Origin of the sequence: Micromonospora sediminicola, assembly GCF_900089585.1 — a bacterium.
GTDB classification, from domain to species: domain Bacteria; phylum Actinomycetota; class Actinomycetes; order Mycobacteriales; family Micromonosporaceae; genus Micromonospora; species Micromonospora sediminicola.
Genome location: NZ_FLRH01000003.1, coordinates 2,773,321 through 2,794,514, shown reverse-complemented (window position 1 = coordinate 2,794,514; position 21,194 = coordinate 2,773,321). Strand labels below are relative to the sequence as shown.

16 protein-coding genes are annotated in these 21,194 nt (G+C 72.3%); 11 read left to right on the top strand and 5 right to left on the bottom strand.

Annotated elements, in window-relative coordinates:
- Window positions 1–83: 83 nt before the first annotated feature.
- Window positions 84–761 (bottom strand): SDR family NAD(P)-dependent oxidoreductase, encoded by a 678-nt coding sequence (locus GA0070622_RS13530; RefSeq protein ID WP_245666233.1) that lies wholly within the window; start codon window positions 759–761, stop codon window positions 84–86.
- Window positions 762–1,623: 862 nt separating this feature from the next.
- Between GA0070622_RS13530 and GA0070622_RS13525 the strand changes: the two genes are divergently transcribed.
- Together GA0070622_RS13525 and GA0070622_RS13520 are read left to right on the top strand one after the other, a co-directional pair.
- Window positions 1,624–2,115 (top strand): response regulator transcription factor, encoded by a 492-nt coding sequence (locus GA0070622_RS13525; protein WP_218060578.1) that lies wholly within the window; start codon window positions 1,624–1,626, stop codon window positions 2,113–2,115.
- A 72-nt stretch (window positions 2,116–2,187) separates the two neighbouring features.
- A complete protein-coding gene (locus GA0070622_RS13520; RefSeq protein ID WP_091573617.1) occupies window positions 2,188–3,357 on the top strand; it encodes an aminotransferase in 1,170 nt (389 codons plus the stop codon).
- Here the strand turns inward: GA0070622_RS13520 and vioC are convergent.
- Window positions 3,351–4,379 carry an arginine beta-hydroxylase, Fe(II)/alpha-ketoglutarate-dependent gene (gene vioC, locus GA0070622_RS13515; protein WP_091573616.1) on the bottom strand — a complete coding sequence of 343 codons (1,029 nt, stop codon included), beginning with the start codon at window positions 4,377–4,379 and terminating at the stop codon, window positions 3,351–3,353. The two genes, GA0070622_RS13520 and vioC, sit on opposite strands and share 7 nt — an antisense overlap.
- 231 nt (window positions 4,380–4,610) lie before the next feature.
- Between vioC and GA0070622_RS13510 the strand changes: the two genes are divergently transcribed.
- Window positions 4,611–5,741: an aminotransferase class I/II-fold pyridoxal phosphate-dependent enzyme gene (locus GA0070622_RS13510; RefSeq protein WP_091573615.1), complete on the top strand. Its 1,131-nt coding sequence runs from the start codon at window positions 4,611–4,613 to the stop codon at window positions 5,739–5,741.
- Between the two features lie 54 nt (window positions 5,742–5,795).
- Here the strand turns inward: GA0070622_RS13510 and GA0070622_RS13505 are convergent, their stop codons facing one another.
- Window positions 5,796–6,860 (bottom strand): MupA/Atu3671 family FMN-dependent luciferase-like monooxygenase, encoded by a 1,065-nt coding sequence (locus tag GA0070622_RS13505; RefSeq protein WP_091577331.1) that lies wholly within the window; start codon window positions 6,858–6,860, stop codon window positions 5,796–5,798.
- A gap of 59 nt (window positions 6,861–6,919) precedes the next feature.
- Window positions 6,920–8,059, bottom strand: coding sequence for a capreomycidine synthase (vioD, locus tag GA0070622_RS13500; protein ID WP_176710467.1), 1,140 nt, complete (start codon window positions 8,057–8,059; stop codon window positions 6,920–6,922).
- 301 nt (window positions 8,060–8,360) lie between these two features.
- On the opposite strand from vioD, the gene GA0070622_RS13495 reads away from it, so the two are divergent.
- From GA0070622_RS13495 to GA0070622_RS13485, 3 genes are read left to right on the top strand one after another with little or no spacing between them, the layout of a single operon-like run.
- The gene (locus GA0070622_RS13495; protein WP_091573614.1) at window positions 8,361–8,570 is read left to right on the top strand and encodes an MbtH family protein; all 210 of its coding nucleotides are present in this window, start codon (window positions 8,361–8,363) and stop codon (window positions 8,568–8,570) included.
- Window positions 8,571–8,592: 22 nt separating this feature from the next.
- Window positions 8,593–9,372: a thioesterase II family protein gene (locus GA0070622_RS13490; RefSeq protein ID WP_218060577.1), complete on the top strand. Its 780-nt coding sequence runs from the start codon at window positions 8,593–8,595 to the stop codon at window positions 9,370–9,372.
- Window positions 9,373–9,432: 60 nt separating this feature from the next.
- Window positions 9,433–10,785: an MFS transporter gene (locus tag GA0070622_RS13485; RefSeq protein ID WP_091573613.1), complete on the top strand. Its 1,353-nt coding sequence runs from the start codon at window positions 9,433–9,435 to the stop codon at window positions 10,783–10,785.
- A 134-nt stretch (window positions 10,786–10,919) separates the two neighbouring features.
- Here GA0070622_RS13485 and GA0070622_RS13480 read toward each other — a convergent pair whose 3' ends face one another.
- Entirely contained in the window at window positions 10,920–12,218 is a 1,299-nt protein-coding gene (locus GA0070622_RS13480) for a cation:proton antiporter domain-containing protein (protein WP_091573612.1), read from the bottom strand.
- 1,089 nt (window positions 12,219–13,307) lie between these two features.
- On the opposite strand from GA0070622_RS13480, the gene GA0070622_RS13470 reads away from it, so the two are divergent.
- Genes GA0070622_RS13470 through GA0070622_RS13450 form a run of 5 tightly spaced genes read left to right on the top strand, consistent with a single transcriptional unit; the run spans window position 13,308 to window position 21,185 of the window.
- Window positions 13,308–16,451 carry a non-ribosomal peptide synthetase gene (locus tag GA0070622_RS13470; RefSeq protein WP_091573610.1) on the top strand — a complete coding sequence of 1,048 codons (3,144 nt, stop codon included), beginning with the start codon at window positions 13,308–13,310 and terminating at the stop codon, window positions 16,449–16,451.
- Between the two features lie 10 nt (window positions 16,452–16,461).
- Entirely contained in the window at window positions 16,462–17,568 is a 1,107-nt protein-coding gene (locus tag GA0070622_RS13465; RefSeq protein ID WP_245666231.1) for a pyridoxal-phosphate dependent enzyme, read from the top strand.
- A complete protein-coding gene (locus tag GA0070622_RS13460; protein ID WP_091573609.1) occupies window positions 17,565–19,001 on the top strand; it encodes a lyase family protein in 1,437 nt (478 codons plus the stop codon). Before GA0070622_RS13465 ends, GA0070622_RS13460 begins: the two co-directional genes overlap by 4 nt.
- The gene (locus GA0070622_RS13455) at window positions 18,994–20,256 is read left to right on the top strand and encodes an ATP-grasp domain-containing protein (RefSeq protein WP_091573608.1); all 1,263 of its coding nucleotides are present in this window, start codon (window positions 18,994–18,996) and stop codon (window positions 20,254–20,256) included. Before GA0070622_RS13460 ends, GA0070622_RS13455 begins: the two co-directional genes overlap by 8 nt.
- Entirely contained in the window at window positions 20,253–21,185 is a 933-nt protein-coding gene (locus GA0070622_RS13450; RefSeq protein WP_091573607.1) for a TauD/TfdA family dioxygenase, read from the top strand. Before GA0070622_RS13455 ends, GA0070622_RS13450 begins: the two co-directional genes overlap by 4 nt.
- The last annotated feature ends 9 nt before the right edge of the window (window positions 21,186–21,194 follow it).

The window sequence follows — 21,194 nt, the reverse complement described above, 5'->3', positions numbered from 1 at the left end:
AACGTACCGACGAGGTGGACGGCGCTGGCGTCACATGAAGGAGGGATACCGGGACGTCGAGCCCGGGTTTCCGACGCCTGCGCTCACCAGACGATCTCGTTCCGGCCTCGGTAGAAGCCTCCGGTGGGGCCGTCGTCCGGCAGGGTGGCGAGCCAGACCGGCGTGTCAGCCCAGCTGGAGAGTTCGGCCGGTTGAGGGCTGTCACCCGGTACCGGGTACGCCGGCTCCGGGCTGCAGGCGTTCACAAGGATGCCGTCGCCCAACAGCTCGTCGGCGAGCATCCTGGTCAGCGAGTAGACCCCGCTCTTCGAGATGCGATAGGCCGGTAGGCCCGGACGGGTCGCAGCGACGCCGCCCAGGCTGTTGGAGACGTTGACTATCCGACCGTACCCACCCGTACGCATCAGCGGCACGATCGCCTGGATGAGCCGCCACGTGCCGAGCAGGTTGGTGTCCAGGATGCGCTGGACGACGCCGAGATCGGCCGAGGCGGCGTCGAACGGTATGGCGGCGTTGTTGACGAGCACGTCGCAGCGGCCGAGACGCCGGTCCAGCCAGGATGCGAGGCGGGCGACGCTCGCCGGGTCCGTGATGTCGAGCTGGCGTACCGCCACCCGGTCCGCGTGGACGCCCAGCCACTCGAGCGCGGCGCGGCCCCGGTCGACCGAGCGGCTGGCCAGCACCACCCGCATCCCCTGCTCGGCCAGCAGCCGGACGACCTGCAGACCGAGGCCGCTGTTACCTCCGCTGACGAGCGCCACGCGGCCGTCCGCGGGCGGCCGGGACGACCAGGGCTCGGTCGGGGACCGGACCACGGTCGGCGGGACGACACGTGCCACAGCGCCGAACGGCCTGATCACCGCGCCGTTCGCCCTGCTCTGGCCGCCGGTTTCGCGCCCGCCCACGGCGGATTCATCCTCTCGTCAGGCGGCCGTGGCCGGCCGCGTCGCCCCGGCTCCGGCGGGCGCTGTCACGGCCCGGCTCCACGTGACCGGCGCCGCTGTCAGCGCTCGGGGCCGGTGCGGTCGGACCGAGGACAGCCGGAGGGTGCCGGAACCCCGACCTGATGGCGCGGCGGCCGGAGCAGGTCCACGGGGGAGCGCTTCACCAGCACCTACGTGGCCGCCACGTCCCTCGATCAACGGGTCCCCCATCTTAGACCGCCGATCGCGGTCGGACACGTCCCTCGATGCGGTGGCGGGTGACCGCCGGACCTCGGCGAGTCGGCCCGGCACGTCCCCGGAAGGGGGGACCGATCAACGGCCACGAAATCCTGCTAGCGTCGTGACAGTCGATATCATCCAGTGACCAAAGTTGATGTGTTAACCGCCGCCGCGCACCCGGTGGACACAGTCCGGCAAGGCTCCGGTGGCTACATGAGCGACGTCCCGTAGCTCCTTCCTGCGTCGGGGCGCCGCAACATGCCCTCGACGGCTGAGACGACGGGAGGAGCCAGAAGAACGCCAGCGCGAGCGGCGCCGGCCACACGAAGCGTAGTCGCGATGACCGGGGGGCCCTGTGATCCGGACAGACATCATTGTAAGTTCACCGATGTTTCTTGTTGGTCTCGTCCACACGCTCACCCGGGCCGGCGTGAAAGTCGTCGCGGCGAGAACAACCTTCGTGGAGGAGACGTCCTGGCTGGCGGACGCCGTCCTGATCGACGCCGACGCACTGTCACCCGTCGGCGACCACGCCTACATCACCGCCGTGGCCAGGTGCACGCCGGTCCTGGTCCTCGACAACGACACGGACACCAACGCCGGCGCCTACCTTCGGGCGGGGGCGTCCGGTGTCATCAGCAAGCGCGAGTCCGGCGAGCGGATGGTGGAGGCGGTCCGGACCGTCGCGTCCGGCGGATGTGTCCGCCCTGAGGGATGCGACGGGCAGGCGCACGTGGCGCGGGCCGAAACTGTCGCCTGCCATCTCTCCGAGCGGGAGGAGCAGGTGTTGCGCCAGATCTCCCGAGGGCTCACCCACAGTCAGATCGCCACCCGGCTGGGCATCAGCCCGCACACCGTCGACACCTACGTCAAGCGCATCCGGGCGAAGCTCGGCGCGGGCAACAAGGCCGAGCTCACGCGGGCCGCCCTCCTCGGTCGGCTGGCTGGATAGCCGCCGGCGGGCCGTCTCCGCAGCGTGCCGGAGGGGGCACCGGTCATCGTCCGGACAAGAGGTGGGACCGCCGTGCAACTCCGTCAGAGGACCCGTGACCAGGTCGACTCACCGATCAGCAGCGCGTACGCGCTACTGGACCTCCGCGAGGGCAACCGGCCGTTGCTCGATCTGGCCCAGGCCGCGCCGCAGTACCCGACCGCGCCCACGGTGACCGAGCACGTCGTCCGTGTGGCGGGGGACCCGCACGGTGGCGATTACACCGAGGTACCGGGCCTTCCCCGACTGCGCGACGCCATCGCCGCCGACCTGAGCCGGGACTACGCGGCCCCGATCCACCCCGATCAGGTGGTCGTCACCGCCGGCTGCAACCAGGCGTTCAGCCTGGTCGCGTCCGCGCTCGCCGGCCCGGGCGACGAAATTGTGCTGCCCCTCCCCTACTACTTCAACCACGACATGTGGCTCCGCCTGAACGGGATCAGGCCGGTCTATCTGGAGCCGGGACCGGACCTGGTGCCGCAGGCGGCGACCGCCGGCGCCCTGATCACCGAGCGCACCCGGGCGATCGTGCTGGTGACGCCGGGTAACCCCACCGGGGTGACGATCGGCCCCACCGTCATCGCCGACTTCGCCGAGGTGGCCCGCCAGCACGACGTCGCGCTGATCGTGGACGAGACGTACCGGTCCTTCCGGGACACCGACCAGCCGGCGCACCACCTGTTCGCCGACCCCGACTGGGCCCGGACGCTCGTCAGCCTGCACTCCTTCTCCAAGGAGTTCGCGATTCCCGGGTACCGGGTCGGAGCCGTGGTCGCCGCGCCTGAACTCCACCGTCAAGTGTGCAAGCTGCTCGACTGCGTGGCGGTCTGCGCGCCGAGGATCGGCCAGGAGGCGGCCTGGGCCGGCCTGACCGGCGCGCGGCAGTGGCGCGCGGCACGGGCACGGGAGATCGCCGACCGGCGCGCCTGGTTCTCGGACGTCATGGCGGCCCGGCCGGGCGGCTTCGAGTTGCTGTCGTGTGGCGGCTTCTTCGGCTGGATCCGTCACCCCTTCGCCGACCGGCACACCGAGGACGTCGTCCGGGACCTGGTGGTCAAACAGGACATGCTGGTGCTGCCGGGAACCGCCTTCCTTCCCGATGACCGGCGAACGCTCCGGGTCAGCGTCAGCAATCTGGACCGCGGTGACATGGTCGATCTCGCCGGACGCCTCGCCGCCGCCGGCGGCGGCCGCAGTCAGTAGATGATGCGGTTGTCGGGCGCCGGGCGCCAGGCGCGCGAGCCCCGCAGGTTGCGGGTGACGTTGAGGCGCTTGAGCCAGCGGTCGGAGCCGTCGTAGCGGGCGCGGAACGACTTGCGCCCGTGCACGGCGCGGAAGTTGTCGATGAACACACAGTCGCCGGGGCGCAGGACCACGTCCCTCATGTGCTCCTCGATCTGGTCGCACAGGCCCTGGAACGCCCGCAGCGAGCGCTCCGGCCATCCCTCGGTCTTCATGTGGTAGGGATCGAGGACCATGTACGGGTCGCGCCGGTCGCCGAAGAGCACCGGCCGCTTCACCGGATCGTCGTTCCACGACTGGATGAGGGCGAAGCTGCGCTGCCGCAGCCGGTCCACGGTGGGGTCTCCGGTGGACTGCGCCGTGTTCTGCGGCTGGTGCGAGTTGTCGGGCATCTGGGTGAACTCGGCCTCGAACAGGGCCTCCACGTCCAGCCGGGACCAGTCGAGGTCACCCGCGTCGCAGACCAGCGTCTCCACCTGGTCCGGGTTCTTCAGGCACATGAGTGCCACGTAGTCGCCCCGGCAGGGGTGGAACGCGTCCTCGGTGTGCCAGGACAGGTGCTGGAGGCTGTTGGAGCCGAGCTCGTAGTGCTCGTGTCCCTTGATCGGAAGGACGTCGTGCATGATTCGGCCGTCCTGTTGGGTGGCCCAGCCGAACACGTCACCGAGGGCGGAGGCGCACAACAGGAAGAAGATCTCCTGTGGAAACGCCGACGACTCGTACTGGCTGTCGCGCCAGTGGGTGGGGGTCGGTCCGAGCACGTTCTCATCGACCTCGAGACCGGAGACCAGGCACAACGCGGACGGCTCGCCGATGCGGAACTCCTCCAGGAACTCCAGCAGCCGGGCGGGCAGGCTACGGGCGAGGACCGGCGCCCGTCGGATCAGCTCGGGGTTCTCGATGGTGTCGTAGGTCTTGGCCAGCTCGGTGAGCATCGGAAGGAGCGCGGCGTTGTCGTCCGATGTCAGCGTCAGGTGATGCATCCCCTCGCCTCTCCTCGCCACGTGCCGTACGCGTCGCAGGCCGCGCCGGCCAGTCACGCCTGGTCGGAGTCTAGGTGCAAGCCGTACGCGGGCATCGGTCCCCAGTAGAAGGGACAGGTGCGGCGTCGAGCCGGCCACCTAGGGTTTCCGCGACGGGAGAGCAGCTGTAGCCCATCCACGCCGTGGCGCTCGTGTGCGTCCAGTGCGGGCGGAAGCCAGAGGATGTGAGAGATGAGTGAGCTTGCCAATCTGACCACGATGGAAGTCGACGCGCTGACCGACCTCGACGGTGGTCTCAACCTGACCGATGGTCACGCGCGTCTTCTTCTGTCCGAGGAGCAGGCGACCATTGTCGCTCAGATCCCCGACATGTTCGTCGAGGCGACACGCCGCTCCTTCCCGAGCATCGAGACCGAGGCGCACACGACGTTCCTGGCCGCGATCGGGCAACACAGCGCACCGGTCGGAACCGGCCGCATCCTGAGCTGCTACTCGTCGACGCTGGCGACCGACATCGTCGCCCGGGCACTACCGGCCGGCACCACCGTCGCGTTGCTGCATCCGACGTTCGACAACATCGCCGACCTCTTCGTCACCCGCGGCCTCAACCTGGTGCCAATGTCCGAGAGCGCGCTGCTCGACCAGGACTGGCCCGGACCGCCGGTCGGCGCGATCGTCGTCACCCACCCGAACAACCCGACCGGGCTGGTCACTCCCGAAGGGCACCTGCGTTCGCTGGCCGAACACGCCGCCCGGCACGGCCAGACGATCATCATCGACGCCAGCTTCCGGGGCCAGGTCCGCGACGCGCAGTACGACAGCTACGCCGTCCTCGACGCCGCGGGCGCGGACTGGATCACGATCGAGGACACCGGGAAGCTGTGGCCGACCCATGAACTCAAGATCGGCTTGTTGGCGTACAGCGAGCGGACCCGGCTGCCGATCGAGCGCGCGTTCTCCGAGTCGCTGCTCGCGGCGTCGCCGGTCGTGCTCCAGCTTGTCACAGCGCTGGCCACGGACTGGGTGAACGGCGGCTACGATCGGGCGCGCGCGCTCGTCGAGCGCAACCGGAGGACCGTCCGGGAGGCGATCGGGACGGTCGGGCTGCGGCTGGCCGACCCGACCTCGCAGATCAGCGTCGCGCGGATCGAGCTGCCGCCGAACGGCCCGGACTCCTCGCTGCTGTACAAGGAGATGCTCGTGCGGGGCGTGCACGTGCTGCCGTGTGCGCCGTTCCACTGGGCCGATCCCGCCGGAGGTCTGCCCTTCATCCGCGTCTCCCTGGCCCGGCCGTTCGACACCGTCCGGACGGCTGCCCGGACGCTGGCACAGGCTTACCGGGAACTGTCCGCGGCCTCCTGAGCAACGGCGGCGTCGTGAGAGGCGCCGGCGACATCCGTCGACGGAACCTCGGGCCTAGCCGGCTGCACGCTCCGCAGCGGCCGTGCGACCGCGCAGTTCGGCGAGGTGACGAAGGGACCCCAGGACGTCGTCGTGCGGTACGCCGAAGTCGACCAGGCAGGCGATCTCGTCGACGCCGACCGCGCGGAGCCGCTCCACGACGGCGACGCCGTCCGCCACCGTGCCGAACAGGCCGCTGGTCGTGAAGTAGCGGTCGAAGGCGTGCCGGACGAGCAACTGCCTGTCCCGCTCGGGCAGCCGGCTGGGGTCGAAGCCCGGCGGCAGCAGCCCGGAGGACGCCTTGACCACCAGGTCGATGGAGCTGCCCAGGTATCGGCTGAAGGGTTCCCGGACAAGTTCCCGAACCTCGTCCCGGTCGGTCCCGATCATCGTGTGCAGCATCAGCGCCACGTGTCCCCGCGCGTCCGCTCCGTGCGTCCGCGTCAGCTCCGCCCGGTAGGCGGCGATGTTGCGGGCGAGCGAGTCGTGGCCCTGACCCAGCAGATGGGTCAGCAGGCCGGCGCCCAGCCGACCGGCGGCACGGAAGGTGTCGGTGGAGCCGGCGCTGGTGATCCAGATCGGCAGGTCGGCCTGGATGGGAGCGGGAAAGACACGTATCGAGCTCTTCTCACCGGCCCCGTCCGGGAACTCGACCTCCTCGCCACGCCAGAGCCGCCGTACCGTCTCCACGGACTCCACCATTGCGTTCTTGCGGTCCGGGTAGTTCTCCGGTCGGAGCACGAAGTCGACGGCGTGCCACCCGGAGGCGAACGACACGCCGACCCGTCCCCCGGAGAGGTTGTCCACGACGGACCACTCCTCGGCGATCCGCACGGGATGGTGCAGGGGTGCCACGACACTGCCCGCCCGGATGCCCAACCGCGTGGTGACCGCCGCCAGGGCGGCTCCGACGACGGCCGGGTTGGGATACTGGCCGCCGAACGAGTGGAAGTGACGCTCGGGTGTCCAGACCGCCGAGAATCCGTTGGCGTCGGCGAACCGGGCGCTCTCCAGGAGCAGCCGGTAGCCGTCGGCGCCGCCGGCGCCGGTGTCGGCGAAGAAGAACAGGCTGAAGTCCATGGTCATCATCCCTCGGTCGGGTTCGAAACGCCGTCGGGTGGTCGCCGCACCCCCGGGTCTCACCTGCGCGCGGCGGCCACCCGGACGTCCTCCCGCAGCACCTGTTCCAGGCGGGTGAGCCCGGCCGTCAGCTCCGCGGTGGTGCCGCCGAAGCCGAGCCGCGCGTGATCGCGGTAGGCGTCGCCGAAGCACCAGCCGGGTACGAGCAGAACCCGATGTTGCTCCGCGAGGCGTCGACAGGACCGGACCACGTCCGGCTGGTCCGGGAACTCGACGAAGGCGGTCACGCCGCCGTCCGGCGTGTTCAGGCGCACCAGGTCCGGCACGCCGTCGGCCCACTCACGCAGCAGCCGCAGGTTCTCCCGGGCGTGCTCCCGCTGGAGCGCCACGATCCGGTCGGCGTGCCGGACCGCCTGCTCGGCGAAGAATTCCAGGACGGGCGATACGTAGAGCGCGATGTAGTCGCGCAGCAGCGCCATCCGGGCCAGCAGGTCCGGCGGCGCCAGGCACCAGCCGACTCGAAGCCCCGCCAGCCCGTAGCTCTTCGAGAACGTGCCGAACGCGATGCACTTGTCGTACGCGGCGGGCAGCGGAAGCGGGTCGGCCGTGTAGGTGAGCTCACCGAACGCGTTGTCCCAGACCAGCCAGGCACCAGCCCGGTCGGCGATGTCGACCAGCTCCCGCTGCTCCTCGATGGTGATGGACCTGCCGGTGGGGTTGTGCGGGAAGTTCACGACGATCATCCGGGGGCGGCCGGACTCGGCGAGTTCGCGCAGTCGCGGCAGGTCGGCGGCGAAGCCCTCCCGGCTGTTCAGCGGCCAACGAGTGATGCGGCAGCCCCGCCCCGCGGCGATGTCGTAGAGCTGCTGGTAGGCCGGATCTACCACGATCACCTCGTCACCCGGCTCCAGCACCAGTTGCATCACCAGATAGATCGCCTCGCTGGAGCCGTGGGTGACCATCATCCGGTCGACGTCGCCACCCGTCCACCGGTCGGCGAGCGCGGCCCGCAGGCTGCTGCCGCCGTAGCTCTCGCTGTCGTGGAACACCATCGGGTCCAGTTCCGCGAACTCGAACCCGCACAGCGTGCGGAACTCCCGCATCGACAGGTCGCGTACGCCGCTGCTGCCGATGTCGTGGTCGACCTTGTGGTAGTAGTCGCGCATCCAGTCCTCGAGCCGCGCGATGGCGAGGTCCATGTCCGGTGTCCGTCCCGAGTGCGGTCGCGGGCCGAGCGGTCGGAGAGGGGCGTGCGGGGCCGTTTCCGACACGATGGCGGGCGGCGGGGAGCTGCCGCTTCCGGAAACCGTATGGCGGCCCGCCGGCCCCGGCCATGTCCCGTGAACCCGGGACGGGAGCGGCGGCCGAGGGAGGCAGCGGGAGGCTGTCCTCGATTCACGGGACAATACCGTGGATACCTCCCTCGGTAGCTTTGCGGCCAGGTCGGCAGGCCGACCGCCCTCGGTGGTCCGTGGATCCGCACCCAGAGGAGTCGATGCAGTGAATCCGTTCGACGACCCTGACGGCACCTTCACCGTGCTCGTCAACGACGAAGAGCAACATTCCCTCTGGCCGGCCGCGCTGGCGGTCCCGGCCGGCTGGCGGGTGGTGCACGGCAAGGACAGCCGGCAGGCCTGCCTCGACTACATCGAGACGAACTGGATCGACATCCGGCCGCTCAGCACCCGCTCCGCCGCCGCGGCGCGCTGACAGAACCCACCCGAGGTGCCAGGTGCCCCACGTCGACAAGGCGCAGCTGACGCCGCAGAGCCAGGACGGCGACCGCCGCTGGTTCAAGCGCTTCGGTCGTCACACCCGGCCGTCCGGGACGCGACTGTTCTGCTTCCACCACGCGGGCGGCAGCGCCGCGATGTACCGGCACTGGCCACGGCTGCTGCCGGACACCGTCGAGCCGATCGCCGTGCAGCTGCCCGGACGCGCCGACCGCTTCTGTGAGCCCGCGTACGACCGGATGGGACCGCTCGTCGACGGGCTCGTCGCGGCGATGGAACCGATGCTCGACCGGCCGTTCGCCTGCTACGGCGCCAGCATGGGCTCACGGGTGGCGTGGGCGTTGACCCACTCGCTGCGGGCCCGCGGGCTGCCCATGCCCCGCCTGTTGTACGTCGCGAACGACCCTGGCCCGAGCCTGGACGGTGGCACCTGGCCCTGGGAGGGACGCGAGGACGGCCTCGAGGGCTACCTGAACGAGATGGGCGGCACGCCCGCCGAGGTCCTGGCCGATCCGAGTCTGCTGGAGATCCTGCTTCCCACCCTGCGTGCCGACCTCGCCGTGCTCAGCACTCACCAGCTCCAGCCGGCGGCGCCGCTGGACATCCGGATCCGCGCGTTCGCCGGCGCCGAGGACACCTCGGCGCCCCCGGAGCGGATGGCCGCCTGGCGCAAGGAGACGTCCCGGCGCTTCGACCTCGACGTGCTGCCGGGCGGACACTTCTTCGATGCCCAGGCGGAGCGCCGTGTCCTCGAGACGATCGGCCGGGATCTCGGATAGCCGCGGTCACCCGGGCGGTGGCCGCCTCCCGGCCGGGGGCCGCCCGTGCGAAGGAGAGACATGACAGCCGCAACCTCGGGGTTCCGGGCGTTCGCGATCCTCTGGTGCGGGCAGTTCGTCTCGCTGACCGGGTCCGCCCTGGCCGGTTTCGGGCTCGGTGTCTACGTCTACCGGATCACCGGCTCGGTCACCACGCTCGGTTTCGTCTACGCCCTGGCCTACCTGCCGCTGATCCTGGCCTCTCCCGTCGCGGGGTCGCTAGTGGACCGGTGGGGGCCGTGGCGCGCACTGCTGGTGAGTAACGTCGGCTCGATGCTCGCCGTGCTGACCCTGGCCGGGCTGCTGGCTACCGAGACTTTCGACGTCTGGCACCTGTACGTCTTCGTCGCCGTCAACTCCACCCTGCGGGCGCTTCAGATGCCCGCCTTCGAGTCGTCGGTGCCGCTACTGGTGCCGAAGCAGCACCTCGGGCGGGCCAACGGGATCCGGATGCTGGCGCTGGCCGCCAGCGAGGTCCTGGCACCGGTCTCCGCCGGAGCCTTGCTGCTCTCCCTCGGCATCAAGGGCATCGTCCTGCTCGACGGCCTCTCGTTCGGCCTGGCCCTGCTCACCCTGATCGCCATCCGGATCCCGAAGGCGGTACGCGGGGGGCCCGCGGCAACCGCCGGAACGCCGACGCTGCTCGGGGACTTCCGCGAGGCCTGGCGTCAGGTCCGGAAGCGCCACGGGCTGCTGGCCCTGCTGGTCTTCATCGGCGCCCTGAACTTCTGTGCCGGTTTCGTCGACCTGTTGATCACGCCGCTCGTGCTCTCCTTCGGCTCACCGGGGGCCCTCGGCACGGTCATGTCGATCGGCGGCCTCGGTATGATCGCCGCCAGCGTGGCGATGAGCGCGTGGGGTGGGCCGCGCCGGAAGGTCCACGGAGTGCTCGGCTTCTCGCTCGTGCTCGCCACCGCGATCGTCCTCGGCGCGCTCCGGCCCAACGTCATCCTGGTCGGTGGCGCCGCCTTCCTGTTCCTCGCGAGCCTGGCAGTGGTCATCACCAGCAACCAGACCCTCTGGCAGTCGAAAGTGGAGCCCTACCTGATGGGCCGGACCATGGCGCTGCAGAACATGGTCGCCTCAGCTCCGCAGCTGGTCGCGTACGCCATGGCGGGCCTTCTCGCCGACCGGGTCTTCGAGCCGCTGGTCGGTCGGGACCAGGTCCGACACCCGGTTCTCGCGGCCCTGGTCGGCGACGGTCCCGGACGTGGCATCGCCCTGCTGCTGATGGTGATGGGGCTTCTGACCGCCGTCTGCGTGGCCGTCGCCTGGGCGTACCGGCCGTTGCGCCGGCTGGAGGACGACCTGCCGGATGCGACTCCCGACCGGGCAGAGGACGCCGTCCCGGCGGGTGACGCCGCCCGGTTGTGAACCCTGGCCCGCGAGCCGCACCGTTCCACCGGTAGGGGGTCCGGCGCCGGCAGACGAGTCGGCGGTCGCGGTTGGGCGACTGCGCCGTCCCGCGCACTGCCGCCGGGGATCCTCCGTCCCGCAGGGAGAGAAGATCAGTCCGGCAGGGGAATCGGGCGTGGCCCGCCCGGACCGCCGGAGTCGCTGCCGGACCGGGCCATCTCGTCCCGGACGGCGAGGTCCCGCCGCACCCGCTCCTCCGGGTACACCCACCGCAGCAGCACGCCGGTCATCGCCGTGGTGACCAGGGCCATGACCACCATCAGTGAGAACAGCTCCCGGTCGAGCACACCGAGTTCCAGACCGACCGTAAGGACGATCAGTTCGGTGAGCCCGCGGGCGTTGAGCAGGATCGCCAGCACGACCGAGTGCCGGGCCCGTAGGCCGTTGAGCCGCGCACCCAGGAAAGCGCCGCCGGCCTTGCCCCCGATGGCAACCAGCAGGATAAGGCTCAGTTCGCCGAGTGCGAGCCCGTCCAGAGCGGACAGGTCGACCTTGATACCCGCGACGACGAAGAACACCGGCAGGAGCAGGAACGAGCAGGCCCGCTCGATGGTGGGGAGCAGCCGCGCGTACGCCACCACGTCGTCCCGAGCGGGCACCACGACGCCGAAGAGGAAGGCGCCGAAGATGGCGTGCAGGCCCATCCACTCCGTCGCCGCCGCGGACGCCAGCAGGCCGATCGAGGTCACGGCCAGGGCGCCGGCGCCGGCGAGCCAGCCGGTGGGCAGGCGCCCGACCGAGCGCGCCAGCAGCGGCCGCACCACCCGCAGCATGAGCAGCACGTAGGGCACCGCCAGCAGCATCCGCCAGGGGTCCGCGCCACCGTCGGCCAGGGTCACCACGACGGCCAGCAGAGCCCAGGCGATGACGTCGCCAACCGCCGCGGACGCGAGCGCCAGCCCTCCGATCGGCGTGTGGAGCAGCCCCTTGTCGGTCAGGATCCGGGCCAGCACCGGGAAGGCGGTCACCGCCATCGCCGTGCCGAGGAACAGCACGAACTCCACCCGGTGCGCGGTGGGATGACGAGCCACGAGATACGTCGCCAGCAGGGCGCCGAGGCCGAAGGGCAGGACGACCGCGGCGATGGACACACTGGTGGCGAGATGACCCTGACCGCGCAGCCGGCCGGGGTCGACCTCCAGGCCGACGAAGAACATGAACAGGACGACACCGATGGTGGCCAGGATCGTCAGCGAGGGTCTGATCTGCGCCGGGAACAGCAGGTTCGTGTGCACCCCGCCGAACAGCGTCGGCCCGAGCAGGATGCCGCCGAGGATCTCGCCGATCACCGGGGGTTGACCGAGCCGCCGGGCCAGGGCGCCGCACAGCCGCGCCGTCGCGACGACTGCCACGAGGGCGACAAGCAGCCGGCCCCATCCGTCCACCGTCACCGTAGCTTCACCTCTTCCCTCACCGCGGTCAGGGCCGCCCGCCGCGACGGGCCCGACGGGAGGTGCGCGGCGGGGGTGGCCCGGTCCGGCTCTCGCCGGGACTGACGACGGCGTCCGGACTCGCGGGCCGGCGGCGGCGCCAATCCGACGCTAGGTGGCGGGACCTGGGCCGCTGGAGTCACCTGAACCGGCGACGTCGGGAGCCGTCCCGGGCCCGCCGCCGATGCGGCTGCCCGAGTGTCGGGCCGGCCGGTGTCCGCCGAAACGGGGACAGCGTCCTCGGTTGACCTCCTCGGGCACCGGTTCTTAACTGAGGGCGCAGACAGCTCTGGCCAGAGGAGCGCCCGTGAGCAGCAGTCACCGGTATACCGGGCGTGCCGTACCCCCGACCAGCCCCGTGACCCGGCCGGTCGACGACGACGGGGGCCTCGACACCACAGACGGCAACCAGCCGGGTTCCCGGTCCGAGTGCGTCGGGCCGGTGGCTCTGCCGCCGTACCTGACGAGGGTGCTGCGGTCGCCGGCGGGAGCCGACGACAGCCTGCCGCTGTGGATCTGCGCCAGTGTGCTGGCCGCCCGGCTGTCCCCGGCGGATTCGACCCTGCGGGCACGCGTCATCCACGGCACGCGGGAGGTCACCGTTCCCGTCGCCGGTCAGCCGTGGAGGCCGACGGACAGCTTCCGCGCCGCGTTGCGGCGGGCCGGGCGGTTCCGGGTGGAGAGCGCGCCGACGACCGCCGCCGGCGGGTCCGTCGACATGACCATCCTTCTCTCCCAAGACAGCCACCGCCTCTATGTCGAGAGTATGACGAGTGCGACCGTCACCCACCTCCCCGAGTGTTGGGCACGCTCCTTCGTGCTCCTGCTGGCCGGAGTCGCGTACGACCCGGACGCGCCCATGACCGGTCACCTGCTGGAGGGCGTCCCACCGCGGGCCGGCGGTCCGCCGCTCGTCGTTCCGCCTCCGACGGAGTGCCCCGGTCATCGACACCCCCGGCCCGACGTGGGTCGGCCCTCCGACGCCGCGCGCCGGGACACCACGGCCACGCCGTCGCCCGCACGACATCCCGCCCAGGGAAGGGGAGCCGCATGACCTCCGCCGGAGACCAGGCCGCGGAAAACGACGGCGGCTCACCGTTCGGCCGGCCCGACGGCCGGGGAGCGGAGCCGGCGGGGATCCTGCCGGACCTGGTCCGGGCCCAGGCGCAACGGTCACCGGATACCGTGGCGGTCGAGTCGGCCGGCGACCGGCTGACCTACCGGCAGGTGGTCGCGCACGCCGCGGCGCTGGCCGCGCACCTGCGTCGGATGGGCGTCGGGCAGGGTGAGCCGGTCGCAGTGGCGGTGCCGCGCGGGGTCGACCTGGTGCCGGCGCTGCTCGGCGTCCAGCTTGCCGGCGCGGCGTACGTGCCGCTCGACCCGGAGCACCCGACCGACCGGCTCAACCACATCCTGCGCGACGCCGGGGTGCGGTTCCTGGTGACCGCCGATCCGGCGAGCACTCCCGGCCTGCACGCCGCCGTGTCGGTCCACCTCGACGACGTGGTCGTCCCGACGGACCCGCCGCCGCTCGCCCCGCTGGACCCGGACTCGGCCGCCTATGCCATCTACACGTCGGGGTCGACGGGCCAGCCCAAGGGCGTCCTGGTCACCCACCGCGCGCTCGCCAACTTCATCCACTCGATGCGGTCGCGTCCGGGCCTGCCGGACGACGTGGTGCTGCCGGCCGTGACCACGGTCTCCTTCGACATCGCGGCCCTGGAGCTGTTCCTCCCGTTGACCAGCGGAGGACGGGTGGTGGTGGCCCGGCAGGACGAGGTCGCGGATCCACGCCAGCTGACGGCCCTGCTCACGCGGACGGGCGCACGGGCGCTTCAGGCGACCCCGGTCACCTGGAGGCTGCTCCTGGAGGCCGGCTGGTCGCCACCACCCGGGTTCACCGTCCTGTGCGGTGGCGAGCGGCTCACCCCCGACCTGGCCGAGCGGCTCCTCGGCGAGGGGGTCGTACTGTGGGACCTGTACGGCCCGACCGAGACGACCATCTGGTCGGCGGTCACCCGCTTCGAACGCGGCGTCGAGCCGGAGTTCCATCCGGTCCGGGAGACGTCTCTGCACCTGCTCGACGAGCGACTGTCGCCGGTGGCGCCGGGCGGCGCCGGCGACCTCTACATCGGCGGTGCCGGCCTGGCCGCGGGTTACCTCGGCCGGCCGGCCCTGACCGCGGAGCGGTTCGTCGCTGATCCGTTCGCCGGGTCGGCCGGTGGCCGGCTCTACCGCACCGGCGACATCGCACGCCACCACCCCGACGGCCGGATCGAGATCCTCGGCCGCGGCGACGACCAGCTCAAGATCCGGGGCTTCCGCGTCGAACCGGGTGAGATCGAGGCGGCGCTGGTCCGGTACCCGGGGGTGGCTCAGGCGGCGGTGCGGGCGATCGACGACCTCGGCGGGTTCCCGCGGCTCGTCGGTTACGTCCGGCCGGCCGATCCGGCCGACCCGCCGGAGTCCCGGCGGCTCCACCTGCACCTGGCCCGGTCGCTGCCTCCCTACATGGTCCCGACGCAGTTCGTCGTGCTGGACGCCTTCCCCACCACGCCCAACGGCAAGCTGGACCGGTCGGCGCTGCCCGCACCCCCCACCAGCGCACCCACGGACCCGACACCTCGATCCGCCGGCCTCGACGGGGCGGCGCCCGACGGCGCCGGCCCGACCGAGTCGCAGGTGACCGAGGTGCTGGCCGCCGTGCTCGGGCGCCCTGAGATCGGCCTCTACGAGGACTTCTTCGCTCTCGGCGGCGATTCCCTGCGCGCCGTCCAGGCCGTCCTGCTGTTGAACGGAAGGCTCAACCGGCAGGTGCCGATCAACGCCCTGTTCGAGGCGCGGACCGCCTACGGTCTCGCCGTCCTCCTGGACGGCGACGACACGCCGGAGCCACCGCTGGTCGCTCTGCCGTCCGGCCACACCTCCCGCCTGTCCTCGGCACAGTGGCGGTTGTGGCTGCACCAGCAGCGGGTGCCAGACAGCGCCGCCGACAACCGGCCGCTGGTCGTCCGCCTGCCCGGCCCCCTGGACCTGGCCGCGCTGGAGGCCGCGGTGACCGGGCTGCTGGCCCGGCACGAGATCCTGCGCACGCGGTACCGGTACGACGACTCCGGGCAGCCGGCGCTCGACGTGCAGCAGGCCGAGCCGGTCTCCCTGGAGGTCGAGGAGGACGACCCGGAGCGGGTGCTCTCGGCCGAGCTCTCCCGGCCGTTCGATCTCGAGAAGGAGCTGCCGATCCGTTTCCGGGTGGTGCGGTGCGCGGACGAGGACGCGACGCTGCTGCTGCTCGTCCTGCACCAGATCGCGGCCGACAACCGGTCCCGGGGGCTGATCGCGAAGCAGGTGCGCTGGGCGTACCGGGGGCGGGCCGTGGCGGATCCGCCCCTGCGGTACACGGACTACACCGAGTGGCAGCGGGAGATGGCCGCCAGCCCGGCGGTGCGCCGGCACCTGGACTTCTGGCGTACCGCGTTGGCCCGGCTTGAACAGGCTGATCTGATCACCGACCGGCCGCGCACGCCGAGCCGGGACTGGCGCTGCGGCACCGTGCGGTTCGCCGTGCCGGCCGCGGTCGTCGGCCGGCTCCGGGACGTCGCCTTCACCTACGACACCACCACTCGGATATGCCTGCTGACCGCGTTCTACGCGGTGCTGGCCCGCCGCTGCCGGGGGACCGATCTCACGGTGGGGACTCCGGTCGGCGGACGGCACAGGCCGGAGCTGAACGACCTGGTGGGCATGTTCGAGGACACCGCCGTGATCCGGGTCGACGTCGGCGACCACCCCACCTTCGCCGGACTGCTCACCCGCGTCCGCGACGCCGCGGTGGCCGCGCACAGCCACGCGCTGCTGCCCTTCGAGGACATCGTCGCCGCCGTGCTCGACGTCGTCGCGACCATGCCCGCGCCGGGCCGCAATCCGCTGGTCGACACGATGTTCGCGGTGCACGGCATCGCCGCCGATCCGCCCGGCTTCCCGATGCCGGACGCGCCCGGCACCAACGTCGACCTCCGGTGCGAACTGACCGAACAGGCGGACGGCGGCATCGACGGCCGCCTCGAGTTCGCGACCCGGCTCTTCGACCGGGCGACGATCGACCGGCTCGCCGACGGCTACCTCCGCCTGCTCGGGGAGATGGCCGACGACCCCTCCCGGCCGGTGGAGCAGGTCGCCGTGCTGGACGGGGCGTAGGGGGCGGGTGGTGGAACGGGTCAGCGTGGCCGCGCGTACGCCTGTCACCCAGCCGGAGGATCGAGCCGACGCGGTGTACACCCGCGACGGCGGGCCTACCGTCGACGCGGTCACCGTCGACCTCGCGCCGCACCTGGTGCCGCTAGGCCCCAACCTGTGGGGCGCCTCGTTCCGGTTGATGAAGATGCTGCCGGCGCACCACATCCTGACCACCGCCGTCGCCACTGGCGAGATCGGTCCGGACACCCGGATCGTGGAGTCCACGAGCGGCACCTTCGGGCTCGCGCTGGCGATGAAGGCCGCACTGATCGGACGCCCGCTCACGCTGGTCACCGACCCGGCGATGGATCAGCGGCTGTGTCGCCGGGTGGCGGATCTCGGGGCCACCGTGGAGATGTGCGCCACGCCCTCCGCGCTGGGTGAGTTCCAGACGGTACGGCTGGCGCGGCTGGCCGCCGTCCGCGATGCCGATCCCGACACGTTCTGGCCCCGGCAGTACGACAACCCGCTGAACCCGGACTCCTACGGTCTGGTCGCCGACCATCTCGTGGCCCGCCTCGGCGGTGTCGACGCGCTGATCGGACCGGTCGGCTCGGGCGGCTCGATGTGCGGCACGGCGCTCGGCCTACGGGCCCGCGGCTGCCCGACCGTGGCGATCGCGGTGGACACCCCCGGCAGCGTCCTGTTCGGTCAACCCGACCGGGCGCGGGAGCTGCGCGGGCTCGGCAACAGCGTGCTTCCGGGCAACCTCGACCACACGGTCTTCGACGAGGTGCACTGGTGCCCGGCGGCCGTCGCGTACCGGGAGACCCGCCGCCTGCACCGTCGACACGCCCTGTTCCACGGCCCGACGTCCGGGGCGGCGATGGCGGTCGCCCGCTGGTGGTCGGCCCGCAACCCGCGGGCCCGCACCGTGGTCATGCTGCCGGACCAGGGCGACCGCTATCTCGACACCGTCTACGACGACGGCTGGCTCGCCGCCGCGCCGGCCCGCCAGGTGTCCGGGGATCCCGAACCGCGCGAGGTCGGCCGGCCCGAAGCCGACCCCGGCTGGACGTGGCTGCGCTGGGGCCGACGCCCTCTGGCCGACCTGCGCGACGAGCAGGTGCGGGGATGACACCGCAGCACGTCTCCGTCGACACCGGACGGATCAGGGCCGCTCTCTCCCGCAAGGCGCAGCGGCTGTACTACGGCCGGCCCGACGACGCCGCCGACCGGGACGCGCTGCGACTGATCGGCCGGGTCGACAGAGCTCACCTGGTGATGCTGGCCGAGCAGCGGATCATCCCGCGTCGCCGCGCGGCCCGGCTGCTACGCACGGTGGCCGAGATCGAGGCGGACGACTTCGCGCCGGTGCTGGCCCGGCCCCGGCCCCGGGGGCTGTACCTCGCGTACGAGCAGGCCGTCACCGAGCGGTGCGGCCCCGAGATCGGCGGCCTGCTGCACACCGGCCGCTCCCGCAACGATCTGAACGCGACGACCACCCTGCTCACCCTGCGGCGATCCGGTCTCGACCTGGCCGCCGAGGGGTGCCGGTTGCTCACCGCGTTGCTCCGCGCCGCCGAACGGCACCTCGACGCGGTGATGCCGATCCACACGCACTACCAGCCCGCGATGCCGATCACCTACGGCTACTACCTGACCGGGGTGGCGTTGGCCCTGCACCGCGAGCTGGACCGGGTGGTGCACACGGTCCGGTCCATCCGGCGGTGCCCGTTGGGCGCCCACGCGGTGGCCGGCACCGACCTGGAGCTGGACACCACCCGGACGGCGACGCTCCTCGGCTTCGACTACGGTCCGGTGCACGCGGTCGACGCCATCGCCTCGCGGGACACCGCTCTGGACGCCGTCGGAGTCGCCGCCGGCCTCGTCGTGACGGTGTCCCGCCTCGGCACCGACCTCCAGCTCTGGAGCAGCGCCGACCTGGCGTACGTCGACTTTCCCGACTGGCTGGTCGGCAGCTCGTCCGCCATGCCGCAGAAGCGCAACGCCTTCCTGCTGGAGTATCTGAAGGCACGCCCCAGCCGGGTGGTGGGAGCCTGGGTGGCCGCGATCACGGCGACGAAGGCCGCCCCCTTCACGAACTCGATCGAGGTGGGCACCGAGGCGATGGCACCGGTGGACCCAGCCCTGCGCACCAGCCGGGACGTGCTGGCCCTGGCGGCGCTCGTGGTGGCCGGCGCGCGGCCCCGGCCGGAGGTGGCCGGCGCCGCCGCCGCACGTGGCTTCGTCGACGCCACCGCCCTGGCCAACGACCTGGTTCGCCGGGGGGTGCCGTTCCGCGAGGCCCACGAACGCATCGGCGCGGCGGTTCTGCGCGCTGTCGACGGCGACGGTGAGTGGCCCCCGGCCGAGTTCGACAAGATCGACCTGGGCGTCGCCGCCGACCGCGCCCGGTACGGGGGCGGACCGGGGAGCCGGCGGCAGTCCCTGGCCGCCGCGTGGCGGTTACGGCACGGCCTGCGCCGGGACCTGGACGCGCTGCGGACCGCCGAGCGGCACGCGCTGGACGAGCTCCGGCGGGCCACCGAGGCGGTGTGCGATGCGTGAGGCGATGGTCTTCGTGGAGAGCAACACCACCGGCACCGGCCGGATCTTCGCCGAACGCGCCCGCGACCTGGGCCTGGTTCCGCACCTGCTCACCGCCGACGCCAGCCGCTACCCCTACCTGGCGGAGCTGGACGTCGTCGGCCACGACTGCGAGACCGGATCGCTCCCGGCTGTGGTCGCCGCGTGCCGGTCTCTGGCCCGGACGCACCGCGTCGTGGGCGTGACCACCAGCTCGGAGCTGTACGTCGCCACCGCGGCCGGCGCCGCCCGCGCCCTGGACCTGCCCGGCGAAGACCCGGCGCTGCTCGCCGCCGCGCGGAGCAAGGCCGTCCAACGGCAACGCTTCGCCGCCTGCGGCGTCCCCTCCCCCGACTTCCGGTCGGCCACCTCCCCGGCAGAGGCGGTGGCGGGCGCCGAGCGGCTGGGGCTCCCGGTCGTGGTCAAGCCGATCAGCCGGTCGGGTTCCATCGGTGTCCGCCGCTGTGACAGCAGCGAGCAGGTGGCCGCGCACACGGCGACGTTGCTCGCCACCACGGCCGACGAGCGGGGTCGTCCGCTGCAGGCCAGCGTCCTCGTCGAGTCGTACCTGGCCGGTCCGGAGTTCTCGGTCGAGGTGCTGGACGGCGAGGTGCGCGCGGTGGTGACCAAGCACCTCGACCAGTCCCGGGGGTTCCTGGAGGTGGGCCATGACGTTCCGGCCGACGTCGACGCCCGCACCGGCGCGCGGCTGGCCGACGCCGCGCTCGCCGCGCTCGCCGCATTGGGACTGCGCTGGGGCGCGGCCCACGTCGAGCTGCGCCTGGTGGACGGCCGGCCGTTCGTGGTGGAGGTGAACCCCCGGCTGGCCGGGGGCATGATTCCACAGGCGCTGCTCGCCGCCACCGGCGAGGACCTGGTCGCCGAGCTGGTCGCGACGGCGGCGGGCAGGAGAACAGTTCGCCACCCGCCGGGGCGGGCGTACGCCAGCATCAGGTTCGTGGTGCCCGCCCACGACGGCGAGGTCACGGCGGTGCCCGACCCGGCGGCGGCGCTCGCGTTGCCGGGTGTGGTGACGGCGGCGGTCACCGCCCGCCCCGGACGGGCGATCGTCCGTCAGGGCACGTTCCTCGACCGGCTGGGTCATGTGATCGCCACCGGGCGGACCCGGCGGGAGGCGGCCGAGCGGGCGGAGCGAGCGGTGCGGGAACTGCGGATCGACGTCGCCCCGGCCGGCGACCGTCGGCCGTCGGCCGACAGCGGAGGGGGAAGACCATGACCGACCAGATCGGCGTCAACTCGCTGCCGGAGTTGTCGCTCGCCGAGGTGCTGACGCACGCGGGCGGCCCCGACCCGGTTCCCGCGCTGCTCGAGCCGGCCGGTGCGGTGCTGGTACGCGACGCGGGCGTGGCCGGCGCTCCCGCGCTGGCCGCGCTGGCCGGCCGGCTCGGACTGAGGGCGGTGGACCAGACCGAGCCGTTCGCCGCCCGGCGGGACCTGGGCGACGGCGTGTGGTCCCAACCCGCGTGGCCGGCCACCGCGCCGATGTGCATGCACCACGAGCTGGGCTGGCAGCGCGAGCCGCCGCCCTATCTGCTGGTCAGCTGCCTGCGGGCCCCGGCGACGGGTGGGCGCACCGGGGTGGCCGACGGGCGGGCGGTGCTGCCCCTGCTGCCGGACGCGCTGGTGCGGCGGGCCGCGCGGCACGGCTGGATCCTGGTACGCCGTTACGCCGCGGGCCTGATCGGAATGTCCTGGCAGGAGGCGTTCCCGGACATGGACGTCGCCGCGGTGGAGGCCTACGCGGCCGGCGAGGGCATCGACCTCAGCTGGGGGCCGGACCACCTGCTCACCCGGCGGACCCGTCCCGCGCTCCGCAGGACCGGGCAGGACGGCGTCCTCGCCTGGTCCAACCTGCTCGCCTTCTGCAGCGAGTGGACGATGGACCCCGCGGTGCGGACGTACCTGATCACGGCTCTCGGCCGGGCCGGTCTTCCCTTCGAGACCTCCTTCGGGGACGGATCACCGTTCACCGCCGCCGACGTCGAGGCGGTCAACGCCGCGTACGACCGGGTCAGCGCCCACGTCACCTGGCGGGCGGGGGACGTCCTGGTGCTGGACAACATCCGCGCGGCGCACAGTTCGGAGCCGTTCACCGGTTCCCGCGAGATGGCGGTCCTGCACGCGGCGCCGGCGGTCCCTCGCTGAGTGCGCGGA